The 13538-nt window shown below is 70.5% G+C and carries 10 protein-coding genes; 8 read left to right on the top strand and 2 right to left on the bottom strand.

The genetic code is table 11. The annotated features are described in order from the left end of the window. Nucleotide 1 precedes the first annotated feature (1 nt). The 8 genes from nuoI (at nt 2) to IIE03_RS23115 (ending at nt 9459) form a co-directional block, all read left to right on the top strand. On the top strand, nt 2–859 hold the full coding sequence (gene nuoI / locus IIE03_RS23150) for an NADH-quinone oxidoreductase subunit NuoI (RefSeq protein WP_192865318.1): 858 nt from the start codon (nt 2–4) through the stop codon (nt 857–859). After that, nucleotides 856–1719, top strand: coding sequence for an NADH-quinone oxidoreductase subunit J (locus IIE03_RS23145; RefSeq protein ID WP_225998234.1), 864 nt, complete (start codon nt 856–858; stop codon nt 1717–1719). Before nuoI ends, IIE03_RS23145 begins: the two co-directional genes overlap by 4 nt. Continuing rightward, complete coding sequence (gene nuoK, locus IIE03_RS23140; protein ID WP_192865155.1) at nt 1719–2018, top strand: NADH-quinone oxidoreductase subunit NuoK; 300 nt, start codon at nt 1719–1721, stop codon at nt 2016–2018. The genes IIE03_RS23145 and nuoK overlap by 1 nt, the downstream gene beginning before the upstream one ends. Before the next feature lie 112 nt (nt 2019–2130). Beyond that, entirely contained in the window at nt 2131–4068 is a 1938-nt protein-coding gene (gene nuoL, locus IIE03_RS23135) for an NADH-quinone oxidoreductase subunit L (protein ID WP_192865316.1), read from the top strand. 12 nt (nt 4069–4080) lie between these two features. Beyond that, on the top strand, nt 4081–5691 hold the full coding sequence (locus tag IIE03_RS23130; protein WP_192865154.1) for an NADH-quinone oxidoreductase subunit M: 1611 nt from the start codon (nt 4081–4083) through the stop codon (nt 5689–5691). Further along, nucleotides 5691–7685, top strand: coding sequence for an NADH-quinone oxidoreductase subunit NuoN (gene nuoN / locus IIE03_RS23125; RefSeq protein WP_192865152.1), 1995 nt, complete (start codon nt 5691–5693; stop codon nt 7683–7685). Before IIE03_RS23130 ends, nuoN begins: the two co-directional genes overlap by 1 nt. A 100-nt stretch (nt 7686–7785) precedes the next feature. Beyond that, nucleotides 7786–8946: a polyprenyl synthetase family protein gene (locus IIE03_RS23120; RefSeq protein ID WP_192865151.1), complete on the top strand. Its 1161-nt coding sequence runs from the start codon at nt 7786–7788 to the stop codon at nt 8944–8946. 123 nt (nt 8947–9069) lie between these two features. Continuing rightward, a complete protein-coding gene (locus IIE03_RS23115; protein ID WP_192865149.1) occupies nt 9070–9459 on the top strand; it encodes a DUF1304 domain-containing protein in 390 nt (129 codons plus the stop codon). Between the two features lie 90 nt (nt 9460–9549). Here the strand turns inward: IIE03_RS23115 and IIE03_RS23110 are convergent, their stop codons facing one another. Together IIE03_RS23110 and IIE03_RS23105 are read right to left on the bottom strand one after the other, a co-directional pair. Further along, entirely contained in the window at nt 9550–12048 is a 2499-nt protein-coding gene (locus IIE03_RS23110) for a hypothetical protein (RefSeq protein ID WP_192865147.1), read from the bottom strand. Between the two features lie 122 nt (nt 12049–12170). Then, nucleotides 12171–13445 (bottom strand): ATP-binding protein, encoded by a 1275-nt coding sequence (locus IIE03_RS23105; RefSeq protein ID WP_192865145.1) that lies wholly within the window; start codon nt 13443–13445, stop codon nt 12171–12173. Between the last annotated feature and the right edge of the window lie 93 nt (nt 13446–13538).

Genomic DNA, 13538 nt, shown 5'->3' with positions numbered 1-13538 from the left:
CATGCACGACGAGACCGGCTACCAACCGCTACGTCCCCAGGCCAAGGGCCTGGGAGAGTTCCTCGCGCCCGTCGCGGGGTTCGGGGTCACGTTCGCCTCGATGTTCAAGCCGGTCGTGACCGAGGACTACCCGCGCAAGAAGGTCGCGCCGCAGGGCCGCTACCACGGCCGCCACCAGCTCAACCGGTACGCCGACGGGCTGGAGAAGTGCATCGGCTGCGAGCTGTGCGCCTGGGCCTGCCCGGCCGACGCGATCTACGTGGAGGGCGCGTCCAACGCGGACCTGCCCGAGAACGCGGACGCCGCACCGGGCACCCTTGCCGCCGACTCGCCGGACGGGGCGCACATGAGCCCCGGCGAGCGGTACGGACGCGTCTACCAGATCAACTACCTGCGCTGCATCTTCTGCGGGCTGTGCGTCGAGGCGTGCCCCACGCGGGCCCTGACGATGTCGAACGACTACGAGCTCGCCGGGAACTCGCGCGAGGGCATGATCTACGAGAAGCAGGACCTGCTGGCCCCGCTCAGCGAGGGCATGCTCGCCGCACCGCACCCCATGGTCGAGGGCACCACCGACACCGACTACTACCGGGGTGACGTCCTCGCCGCCACGCAGGCCCAGGTCGACTGGGTCCGCGAGCGGCGTCCCGACGACGAGACCCTGGACGCCGCCGAGGCCGTCGCCACCGGCAAGTTGCCCGCGCCGACGCTCCGGCAGCACGAGATGCGGCCCGACGCCGGGCCGGGCGAGGCGGAGAAGGCCGCCGGCGCGGCCGCCGTCGGCTCCGTGCGCGCTCCCGCGACCGGCGCCACCACGACCGCCGTCGGCTCCGTGCGGCACGAAGGGGCGGCACGATGACCCCCGACGAGATGGCCGGGATGACCACCTCCGGCGGCGAGGCGTTCCTCTTCTGGGTGCTCGCACCTCTCATGGTGCTCGCCGCGCTCGGACTGCTGTTCGTCCGGCGCGCCGTGCACGCCGCGCTGTGCGTCGTGTTCGTCATGGTGAGCCTCGCCATCATGTACATCGCCTCCTCGGCGCCGTTCCTCGGCGTCGTCCAGGTCGTCGTGTACACGGGCGCCGTCATGATGCTGTTCCTGTTCGTGCTGATGCTGGTCGGCGTCGACGCGTCCGACTCGCTCACCGAGACGATCCGCGGGCAGCGCTGGATCGGGCTGCTCCTCGGCCTCGGGCTGGCGATCGTGCTGATCGGCGTGGTCTCCCAGGCCACGTTCCGGGCCGGCGCGCCACCGACCGAGGACCAGGTCGCCAACCCGGTCGGCCTGGCCCGCATCCTGTTCGGGGACTACGTGCTCGCGATGGAGACCGTCGGCGTGCTGCTGGTCACCGCCGCGATGGGCGCCCTCATGCTGACCCACCGGCGCCGGCTGGAGCCGAAGCGGACGCAGCGGTACGTCGCCGAGCAGCGGGTCAAGGCGCTCGCCGAGGGCGGCACGCTCACGCCGCTGCCCGCCCCCGGCGTGTACGCGCAGTCCAACGCGATGGACACGCCGGCACTCGGGCCGGACGGCCGGCCGCTGGAGCACTCCGTCTCGCGGGTGCTGCGCATCCGCGGGCAGGAGAAGGCGGCTCCGGCGACGCTGGTGGAGACGTCGCCGGTGGCGACGTCGTCGTCGGTCGAGCAGACGGCGATCGAACCGGCCGGCGAGGTCTCGCCGGTCTGGGGAACCGGGCGCGACGGCGGGGAGGACTCCTGATGGACATCACCAACTACGTCGTCCTGGCGTGCATCCTCTTCGCGATCGGCGCGACGACGGTGCTGCTGCGCCGCAACGCCATCGTGGTCTTCATGGGCGTGGAGCTCATGCTCAACGCGACCAACCTCGCCTTCGTGACGTTCGCCCGGATCCACGGCGACCTCACGGGCCAGGTGCTCGCGTTCTTCGTCATGGTCGTGGCCGCCGCCGAGGTCGTGGTGGGCCTGGCGATCATCGTGACGATCTTCCGCACCCGGCGCTCGGCCTCGGTCGACGACGTCAACCTGCTCCATGGGTGAGGCGGAGGTGCAGCGGAGGGTGAGGGCCGAGGAACGAGGCACTCGCCCGCAGCGGAACCGACGACTCAACCATCTAGAGGCCTTCTGAGGGGGGACTGGGAAAGTGAACGACGTGATCGGGTACGCCCCCTGGCTGGTGGGCTTTCCCCTGATCGGCGCGGCGATCCTGCTGCTGGGCGGGCGCGCGCTGGACAAGTGGGGCCACTGGATCGGCGTGCTCGCCTCCAGCGCCTCGGCGGTGCTGGGGATCTGGCTGCTGTTCCGCATGATCGGCGCGGAGCCCGTCGAACGGGTCGCGGACCACCACCTGTCGACGTGGCTGTCCGCGGGCGGCCTGGACGTGGACCTCGGGCTGCGGCTGGACCCGCTGTCGATGACCTTCGTGATGCTCGTGACCTTCGTGGGCACGCTCATCCACTTCTACTCCGTGGAGTACATGGCGCACGACGCCCACCGGCGCCGCTTCTTCGCCTACCTGAACCTGTTCATCGCGGCGATGCTCGTGCTCGTGCTGGCCGACTCCTACCTGGTGCTGTTCGTCGGCTGGGAGGGCGTGGGCCTGGCCTCGTACCTGCTCATCGGGTTCTGGGACCACAAGCGTCCCAATGCGGTCGCCGCGAAGAAGGCGTTCGTGATGAACCGGGTCGGCGACATGGGGCTCATCGTCGCCATGGCGCTGCTGTTCGCGCACACCGGTGCGCTCGACTTCGGCACGCTGTTCGGCAGCGGCGCGGCGGGCGAGGGCATCGCCGCCGCGGCGGGCGTGAGCGCGCTCGACCAGGGCACCGCCACCGCCGTCGGCCTCGCCCTGCTGCTCGCCGCGTGCGGCAAGTCCGCGCAGTTCCCGCTGCAGGCGTGGCTCGGCGACGCGATGGCCGGCCCGACGCCGGTCTCCGCCCTCATCCACGCCGCCACAATGGTCACCGCCGGCGTCTACCTGCTGGTCCGCTCCGGGCCGATCCTCGACGCCGCACCCACCGCGCAGCTCGTCGTCGTGATCGTCGGCGCCGTGACCCTGATCTTCGGGGCGATCGTCGGCTGCGCCAAGGACGACATCAAGAAGGCGCTGGCCGCCTCCACGATGTCGCAGATCGGGTACATGATGCTGGCCGCCGGGCTGGGCCCGGTCGGGTACGCCTTCGCGATCTTCCACCTGCTCACGCACGGCTTCTTCAAGGCGGGCCTGTTCCTCGGCGCCGGCTCGGTGATGCACGGCATGAAGGACGAGGTGGACATGCGCGGCTTCGGCGCCCTGAGCCGCGTCATGCCGCTCACCGCCTGGTCGATGATCTTCGGCTGGCTCGCGATCCTTGGCATCCCGCCCTTCTCCGGCTTCTGGAGCAAGGACAAGATCATCGAGGCGGCCTTCGTCGGCGAGGGCTGGCAGCCCTGGGTCTTCGGCGGGGCCGCGCTGATCGGCGCCGGCGTGACCGCGTTCTACATGACCCGCCTCATGACCATGACGTTCTGGGGCCGGCCGCGCTGGACCGAGCCCGAGTACCACCCGCACGAGTCGCCGGCCCTCATGGTGTGGCCGCAGGTGATCCTTGCGGTCGGCTCCATCGCACTGGGCGGCGTGCTCGCCTTCGGCGACATCTTCAGCACCTGGCTGGAGCCCAGCGTGGGACACGCCGAGCACCACGAGCCGGTGCTGGCCGTCCCGGTGCTGATGGGCGCCACAATCGCCGTCGTCGTCCTCGGAGCACTGGTCGGGTACCTGATGTACCGGCGCGACGTGCCGGCCGAGGCGCCACGCGGGTCGTTCCTGACGCGTGCCGCACGACGCGACCTCTACCAGGACGCGGTCAACGAGGGCCTCGTCATGAAGCCCGGCCAGGGCGTCACGGCCGTGCTCGTCACCGCCGACGAGGGCGTGGTCGCGCGCGGTTGGGGCGCGCTCGCCGCGGGCGTCGCCGGGTTCGGCGCCTGGCTGCGCCGGGCGCAGACCGGGTACGTGCGCGCGTACGCCGCCTCCATGGCGGCGGGCGTGCTGATCATCGGCGTGGTGGTCGTGCTCGTCGCGACCGTCGGGCAGACGGCCGGAGCGTAAGGAGACATCGAGATGACCTTTCCCTGGCTGACCACGCTCGTGGTGTTCCCGCTGGTCGCCGCCGCGGCCGTGTGGCTGCCCGGCCTCGTGCGGACCCGGCGCGGCAGCGCCGGCGGCGCGGGCCTGGCCAAGACGACGGCGCTCGTCGCCGCGCTCGTCGAGGTGCTGCTGCTGATCGGCGCGTTCTTCGAGTTCGACACGGCGACCGCCGCCGAGTACCAGCTCGCCGAGACCTACCCGTGGATCCCGCAGATCGGCGCCTCCTACGCCCTCGGGGTGGACGGCGTGAGCCTCCTGCTGATCGCGCTCGCGGTCGTGCTGGTGCCGCTCGTGCTGGCCGCCGCCTGGCGCGAGCAGGGCGACGACGGGCTGCACCTGCGCCGGTACACGGCCCTCGTGCTGATCCTCGAGGCCCTCATGGTCGCCGTCTTCGCGGCGCGCGACGTGTTCCTCTTCTACGTGCTGTTCGAGGCCGTGCTCATCCCGGCGTACTTCCTCATCGGCGGGTTCGGACAGGGCCCGCAGCGCCGGCGGGCGGCCGTGAAGTTCCTGATGTTCTCGCTCGCGGGCGGGCTGATCATGCTGGCCGCGGTGATCGCGCTGTACTTCCAGGTGCCGGTGGACCCCGAGACGGGGCTGCGGCCCGGGGACGCGTTCCTCACCGCGAACCTCACCGGGCTCGAGCTCGACACGGTGGCCGGCAGGCTGATGTTCGCGGGCTTCTTCATCGCGTTCGCGATCAAGGCGCCGATGGTCCCGGTGCACTCGTGGCTGCCGGACGTCGCGGGCAACGCCACGCCCGGTACGTCCACGCTGCTGATCTGTGTGCTGGACAAGATCGGCACCTTCGGGATGCTGACCCTGTGCCTCCCGCTCTTCCCCGAGGCGTCGCGCTGGGCCGCCCCGCTGGTGATCGGACTCGCCGTGGTGTCGGTGCTCTACGGCGCGATCGCGGCGATCGGGCAGACCGACCTGCTGCGACTCGTGGGCTGGACCTCGGTGAGCCACTTCGGCTTCATCATCCTGGGCATCTTCACGTTCACCGAGCTCGGCACGGCCGGGTCGGCGTTCATGATGCTGAACCACGGCCTGGCGACCGGCGCGCTGTTCCTCACGGCCGGGTTCCTCATCGGGCGCCACCCGGCGAAGTCCCAGGTCATCACCGACTACAGCGGCCTGCGCACGGTCACCCCGGTGCTCGCCGGGACGTTCCTCGTGGCCGGGCTGGCCACGCTGTCGCTGCCGGGCCTGGCGACGTTCGTCTCGGAGATCATGGTGCTCGTCGGCGCCTACGGCGACTCGCCCGGCTGGGCGCTGGCGGCCGTGCCCGGCGTCGTGCTCGCCGCGCTGTACATCCTGCTCACCTACCAGAAGATGTTCACCGGCGACGTCGCCGAAGGGCTCGACCGGATGCCCGACATCGGCCGGCGGGAACGGCTCGTCGCCGCGCCGCTCGTGATCGGGCTGCTCGTGCTCGGCCTCGTGCCGCAGCTCGCGCTCGACTACGTGGACGCCCCGGCGACCCAGGCGGTCGCCACTGTCGAGGCCGGGGCCGACGGCGTGGCCGACGACGGCGCGGCGGGCGCGGACGACGCCGGTGCCCCCGCGGAAGGGAATGAGTGATGGTTGATATCACCGGGTTCACAGCTCCGGAGATCGAGTGGGCGGCGCTGGCGCCCCTGCTGATCGTGCTCGGCACGGGCGTGATCGGCGTCCTGGTGGAGGCCTTCGTGCCGGAGCGCGCGCGCCGCGTGACGCAGATCGTCCTCACGCTCGTCGCACTCACCGGCGCGCTGGTCGCCGTCGCCGTGCTGTGGGGGATGCTGCAGCGGTCCCTGACCGGGGCGCCCGGGGAGGAGGCCGCGCTCAACCCGGAGGTGCTGGGCGGCACACTGTTCCTCACCCCGTTCGCGCTCGGGGCGCAGGGCATCATCGTGATCCTCGCGTTCCTCGGCGTGCTCGTGGTGGCGGACCGTACGTCGGCCGGCGAGGACGCCTTCGCCCCCACGGCCTCCGCGGTCCCCGGCACCCATTACGAGGACCTGGCCCGCGAGGCCGGGCTGCGGCAGACCGAGATCTACCCGCTGCTGCTCTTCGCGGCCGGCGGCATGATGTTGTTCGCCTCGACCGACGACCTCATCGTCATGTTCATCGCGCTCGAGGTGCTGTCCCTCCCGCTGTACGTGCTGTGCGCGACGGCGCGCCGGCGCCGGCTCCTGTCCCAGGAGGCCGCGGCGAAGTACTTCCTGCTGGGCGCGTTCGCCTCCGCGCTGTTCATCTTCGGCGTGGCGCTGATCTACGGGTTCGGCGGGACCGTGCTCCAGGGCGGCGACCCGTCCGCCGTGGGCGTCCGCCTCGCCGACGTCGCCACGGCGTCGCAGCAGCTCATCGCGCAGACCGGTGGCCTGCCCGAGGGCATGGCCACGCTGTACCTCGCCGGCGTGGTGCTCGTCGTCGTGGGCCTGCTGTTCAAGGTCGGCGCGGTGCCGTTCCACGCCTGGACCCCCGACGTCTACACCGGCGCGCCCACCCCCATCACCGGATTCATGGCCGCGGCGACCAAGGCCGCCGCCGTCGTGGCGCTGGTGCAGGTGCTGTGGAAGGCGGGCTTCGGGATGCCGCCCGAGGTGCTGGAGCGGCTCCAGCTCGCCGTCGTCGTCATCGCCGTGCTGACCATGGCCGTCGGCACCGTCGTGGGTGCCGTGCAGACCGACGTGAAGCGCCTGCTGGCGTACTCGTCGATCGCGCACGCAGGGTTCCTCGTCACGGGCGCGGTCGGCTTCGCGACGCTGGTGGACGGCGGCGCGGTCGTCTCCGCCCGGCAGACCGCCGAGGGCAACGTGTTCGCGGGCGAGGTCATCCAGGGCGTCCTGTTCTACCTGGTGGCCTACGGTGTGGCGACGATCGGCGCGTTCGCCGTCGTCACGCTCGTGCGGGAGCGGTCCGCCGACGGCGTGGTCCTCGGCGAGGCCACCGATCTGGCCGCCTGGCGCGGCCTGGGCCGCCGGGCGCCGTGGCTGACCGCCGCCTTCGCGTTGTTCCTGCTGTCGATGGCGGGCATCCCGCTGACGGCCGGGTTCGTGGCGAAGTTCGGGGTGTTCTCGGCGGCCGTCGCCGCGGGCTACTGGTGGCTCGCGGTGGTGGGCGTGCTGGCCTCCGTGGTCGCGGTGGCGTTCTACGTGCGGGTCATCGTCGTCATGGTGATGACGCCGAGCAACGCGGACACGGCCGCGGCCGGAGCGGGTGCCGAGGCGCCCGGTGGCGAGCTGGTCGGGACGGCGGCCACCCCGGCGGGCGACGCCGACGCAGGCGGGGAGGCCGTCGACGCGTCGGGAACCGCGGGTGGCGCCGTCGGCCGCGACGCGACGCCCCCGGCCGGTGCTCCGCGCGAGGGCGCCGAGGTGGAGGCCGCCGGTGGCGGGCTCGCCACGGTGACCGTCTTCGGGGAGGAGCGCGAGGAGGCGGCCGAGGAGGCCGCCACCGACGCCGTCGTCGTAGGTTCGCGCGGGCCGGCCGCGGTGGCCATCGCCCTGTGCGCCGTGGCCACGCTCGGGCTCGGGCTGTTCCCGTCGCTCGTGCTCGACCTCGCCGAACAGGCTACGCGGTACGTCCCATGACCGGCGGCGGGTCGGCGGCCGGCCGAGTGTGGGGGAGGCCACTCCACCCGGGTTCCCGCAGAGTTCCGCGAACCGGGGCCGTACGAAGTAGGTTCGTCCCGTGACTTCTGCACCCCACGAGACCGACGCCGCGGCGGCGGCGCTGACCGACTCTGCCGCGGCCGCCGCGACGCTGGGCTTCCCCGTGCAGGACACCGCCCTCGCGAACCGGCTCGCCGACCGGCTCACCGAGGTCGACGAGGCTCTCGAGGCGGCGGTCGCCCAGGCCGACGCACTGGCCGACGACGTCGCCCGGCATCTCGTGCACGCGGGCGGCAAGCGGTTCCGCCCGCTGCTCACGCTCCTGTGCGGCGAGCTGGGCGACGGGACGCGCCGCGAGCTGATCGACGCGGCGATCGTCGTCGAACTGACGCAGGTGGCCTCCCTCTACCACGACGACGTCATGGACTCCGCCCCCGTGCGTCGCGGAGCGCCGTCGGTGCACTCGGTCTGGGGCAACTCGGTGGCGATCCTCGTGGGGGACATGCTGTTCGCCCGCGCGTCGCAGCGCGTCGCCGAGCTGGGGCCGGAGGCCGTGCTCATCCAGTCGCGGACGTTCGAGCGGATGTGCCTCGGCCAGCTCCACGAGACCACGGGGCCGGACAAGGGCGAGGACGCCGTCGCGCACTACCTGCGGGTGCTGAGCGACAAGACGGCGAGTCTGCTGGCGACGTCGGCCAAGCTGGGCGCGATGTTCGGCGGCGCACCCTCCGACCAGGTCGAGGCCGTGGCCGCGTACGGCGAGAAGGTGGGCGTCGCGTTCCAGCTCGCCGACGACGTGCTCGACATCGCCTCCGACGGCTCCGTCTCCGGCAAGACCCCCGGCACGGACCTGCGCGAACACGTGCCCACGATGCCGGCCCTCCTGCTCCGCCGACGCGTCGCGGATGACGACGGCGTCCGGGGCGGGGACGACGCCCTGGGCGACGCCGCCCCGGCGGAGGCCGGCCGGCGCGACAGCGGGTCCTCACCGGCCGACGCCGCCTCGGCGGGTGCCGCCGACCGGGAACTCCTGGCCGACCTGGAGGGCGACCTGTCCTCCGACGACGCGCTGGCCGACGTCGTGCGGCGGCTGCGGGAGCACGAGGTCCTCGCGGAGACGCGCGAGCTGGCGCGCACCTGGGCGCAGGAGGCGGCCGACGAGCTCGCCCCGCTCCCGCCGGGCCCGGTCAAGGACGCGCTCATGGCCTTCGCCGAGGCGGTCGCCAACCGCACCGTCTGAGAGCCTGTCCTGCTGGAAGCTGCTGTAAAACTGCGGCAGCAGATCCGCGTGCCCCTTGGGGTGGGTCGGGTCTCGCGGCTCGGGTGTCGGTACGAGCGGCGCGGGCTGGGATAACGTCGGCGCATGATCATCACCGGGCTCGTGCTCGCGGGCCTCGCCGCCGTCGTGCACGTCTACATCTTCTACCTGGAGTCGGTCGCCTGGCGGAGTCGCCGGGCGCGGGCGACGTTCGGCATCAGCTCCGACGAGGCGGCGCAGGTGACCCAGCCGCTGGCCTTCAACCAGGGCTTCTACAACCTCTTCCTGGCCGTCGAGGTGGCGCTCGGCATCGTGCTGATGGCCGCGGGGACGACGGCGGTCGGGGCGACGCTCGTGTTCGTCGGCGCCGGGTCCATGGTGGCGGCGGCGCTCGTGCTGGTGCTCTCGAACCCGTCGATGGCGGCTGCCGCGGCGAAGCAGGGCGCGCTCCCGCTGCTCGGCGTCGTCGCGCTGGCGGTGGGCCTGGCCGTGTAGGCCGCGCGGCCCGTGCCGGCGGGCCGGGAGCGTGGACATGAACGGTCCTTTCGACTTCATCACGGCGTCATCCGATCGCGAGTTGCCCGGCTACTCGTCCAGGAACGTCTCGTCGCGATCCTCCTCCTCGTGGATCAGCTCGAACCGGACCACGTTCCCGTCGCCCGGCCGGCTGTAGTTGCCGGCGAAGGACCAGTTGATGTAGCCGCCGTCGCCCTTGCGGGTCACCTTGCCCGAGTCGAGGGCGACCACGTAGAAGTTCTCCACCTCGGCCAGGTATTCCCTGCCCTTCACGTCGGGTGCGAACTCCAGGTCGATGTCCCGGTGGTAGACGATGATGTTCTTGTCCGGGAACGCCTTGCGGTACTCCGTCACGAGGGACTTGCTGATGTCTCCGCGGTCCCCGGGTACGTCACCGTCGAAGTCCGTGCCCGGGTACGGGCCGTCGCTGTCGTCCTCGTCGTACACCGGGTTGCCCTCGTCACCCCCGGCACCCGTCTTCTGCTTGCCGTTGGTGTAGTAGTCGTCGTCCGGCACGAATTCCTCGTGCTTGCAGCGCGGGGCGGGCTTCACGACCTGCCTGTCGCCGTTGACGTCGGTGATCTCGAAGGAGGACTCCTTCAGGACCCGCTCCTCGTCCACGGTGATCCACTCGCTGCTGAACAGGTCGATCCCCTGCCAGCCGATGTTCACCTCGCCGAGGTCCTCGACCTTCGTGTCGTCGTACGTGAGTTCCCGGACGTTTCCGTGGTCCTTGAGCGCGTTCTCGATGTCGTCGTCCACCGAGTCCTTCTCGTGGATCTCGATGTCGCCCTTCTCGAGCTCCCCGGTCTCGTCGCGCGGGAACAGTTCGTCGACCATCGGGGCGAACGTCTTGCGCAGCTCGGGGTACTGGTTGAAGTCGAGGATGAACTCCTGGACGGTCGAGCTCCCCTCCTTCTCCGAGTGGAAGCCGCCGCCGCCGACGGTGAAGCCGTACGGCAGTTCCGCCTCGACGTCGATGCCGGCCTGGTAGAGGGTCTGCAGGGCCTGCTGGTCGATGGTGATGTACATCTGCACGATGTCGCCGAGCCCGTCGCCGTCCTCGTCCTCGTTGCCGAAGTACACCGTCGTCTTCGTGGAGCCCTTCCACTCCCCTCCGGCGCCCGCGCTCGCGCCGCCGCTGCCACCGCCCGACTTGCCGCCCTTGCCGAAGGACTTCCCGCCGCCGAGGGCTCCGCCGATGAGGAAGCCGCCGATGTCGGTCGAGGTGTAGCTCACCTCGTACAAGCCGTTGTCCCACATGCGGTCCTCGACCATCACCTCGCCCTCGTAGCCCCCCTCGATGCCGCCGCTGAGCGGGCCGTTGCTGTTGTCACCGTTGAGCGTGATGCCGCCGTTGAAGGTGACCTTCTTCGTCTCGGAGTCGGCCTCGGTGACGATGTGGTGGTCCGGCTCGTCCTCGAGGAACTCGTCGTAGTCCTGATTGGCCCCGTGGCAGCCGGCACCCATCCTGGTGTTGCAAGCGGAGTCCCGCTTGCGCTCCATGCCGGATTCCCGTTCCTTCCAGTCGATCCAGTTCTGGGCGTCCTGCCGGTTGACGAACTCGTAGGTGGTGTCCTGCACGTCTCCCTCCAGCGCCGAGACGCCGAAGGAGATCGGTGAGTTGAAGATCTCGTCGGCCGAGGCGCCGAACCCGAGGCTGTCGCCCTTCAGCATGTGGACGCGAACCCGCCCGTCACCGAGCTCCTCGATCATCACACCCTCCGAGGAGCTGAACTTGAAGAAGAGGAACTGGCTGCTCGCCTCCTCCATGTGCGTGTTGATCTGGATGTAGCAGTCGGGCTCCATGTTGTCGTACGCGTCGGTGACGCATTTGTCGAGAATGCCTGCGGCCCCCGCCCGATCCCGTCCGGGCTCGGCGTTCTTGTACGCGTCCCACTCGGCGTCGCACACGTCCTCGGGAACGGGAAGCCACTTGCAGCCGATCCGGACCTTCGGTGGGTCCAGGCTGACGTCCTCGCTCGACGGCTTGGTCCTGTTGCAGCTCTCGTCGTCCGGGTCGTCGCTCGGGTCGCCCCAGCCCGTGGTGATGCAGCCGGCGAGCTCCTCCAGCTCCTCGCGCTCGTAGGCCGTCTCCTCGTCGCCGAACAGGTCGCGGATGTCGTCGTCGACGCAGCTCTCCGGCACCGGGTACCAGACGCAGTCGATCTGGATCACCGCGGGGGTCTTTGCCTCGTCCTCCCCGTCGAGATCGATCTCGACGACGTCGGTTGTGATCGTCTCCTCGCACGGGCCGTCCGGCTCGTCGCCCTCGTCGTCGGGGCCGGCTTCGCCGTCATCGTCCGGACCGTTCTCCCCACCGCCCGCTCCTTCCACGCACTCCCGATGCCCGTCCGGATCGCCGATCGACTGGACCGCGCACACGAGTTGCCGTCCGATGTCGGCTCCGACGGGTGTCGCCAGGCCGACGATCACGATGACGATCAGGAGAACGACACCGACGATGCCGACATACTCGGTCAGACCCTGCCCGGCCTCGGGATCGTGCGGACGCGGCCGGCGACGGACCGACGGCAGCGGGAGGTCAGGAAGGTCACGACGAGACACGCGCCTCAACGTACGGAGCAGGAGGGCGTCGCTGCGACAGACCAGGGACCCACCGTGACCTGGGCCTATGACGTCTGGGCGGTGGGCCCGCGGGCCCAGTCCGGGTTAAGCAGGCGGCGGGTTCACACGCCGAGCAGCGCCAGCGGGACGACGGCGATGCCGTCCTCGCGACGATATGCGGCGGGCCCGCTGGTGACGACGACGGCGTCGAGCAGGTCGTCTCCGAGCTTGTCCTGGAGCCACCGGAGGTGCTTGACGTCGTTGCCGTCCGGGAGTGCTGTCAGCTTGACCTCGACCGCCACCACCTTGCCGTCCCCGCGTTCGACGATGAGATCGACCTCATGGTCACCACGATTGGTGCGCAAGTGGGACACGCGTGCGCGGTTCGCGTCCGCATACACCTGAATGCTCTGCGTCGTGAGGCTCTCGAAGAGGGCACCGACCAGGGAGCCGTTCCTAGGCAACGGGATGGCCGACGGGTTTGCTTTGGTGAGCAGCGCATCGCCGGAGACGTTGAGGAGTCGTGCGGCGAGGGCCGGGTCGCACAGCTGGTGCTTGGGCGCCACGCCGAGCGCGGTCATGATGCTCCCCAGTCCGGTCCAGGCGGGTATCTCTTCGGCGAGCCACATCCGCTGCAGCAGTTCGCGGTAGGTGGTCGTCGTGGTGCGTGCCGGCTTGTCGGCGTCGCCCGGTGTCGCGGCCTCCAGGATCGAGTTGTAGGAAGCGGTCGTGGATGTCGCGGCAGCGAACGCGCGCAGCCAGGCCCGGAGGCTCCCGGGCCGACGAACTGTGTGGCCGAGTTCCTGGAAGTCGCGGTCCACCACAGCGTTCAGATACCCGTCGAGGGCGTCAGCGCGAAAGCGTGGAGCCAACTGGCGGATCCCAGGGAAGCCGGATGCGACGATCTCGTCGACGTAGCTCTCGAGACCGACCGTAGAGTCACCTGAGATATCGGGCCGAGTGCCCGAGAGCAGTGCGGCAAGAGAGACCGTTGCCTTCGCGATCCCGCGTTCCGCGAGAGACATCGGCCGCATCCGCAGCTGCACGATCCTGCCCGCTCCGGAGTGCATGGGCTTCTGGGACGGCGATGCAGAGCCGGTGAGCAAGAAGTCGCCAGGACCGGCGCCGCGGTCTACTGCCCGGCGGACCGTGTCCCAGATCGGTGGATGGACCTGCCATTCGTCGACGAGCACAGGTCGTTCGACGCGGGTCAGGCGCTGTGGATCTGTTTGGGCGAGACGGAGCTCGAACTCATCACCCAGGTCCAGGATGGTCTTGGCGCGACGGGACGCAGTCTCGGTCTTTCCGACTGCTTTCGGGCCGACGAGGGCGATCGCCGGGAGACCCTCGAGCAGGTCGTCCAGCTGCTGGTCGACGATTCGGGGAAGGTAGGTCACACTCCTACACTACCGTTACTCGGCATCCTGTCATACCGTTTCTCGGATCTCTACCAGACTGTTGCTCAAAACTCTATCGGACCGTTACTCGCC

This window comes from Myceligenerans pegani, assembly GCF_014892515.1.
Taxonomy (GTDB): Bacteria; Actinomycetota; Actinomycetes; order Actinomycetales; family Cellulomonadaceae; genus Myceligenerans; species Myceligenerans pegani.
This window is presented reverse-complemented; position numbering and strand designations above follow the sequence as displayed.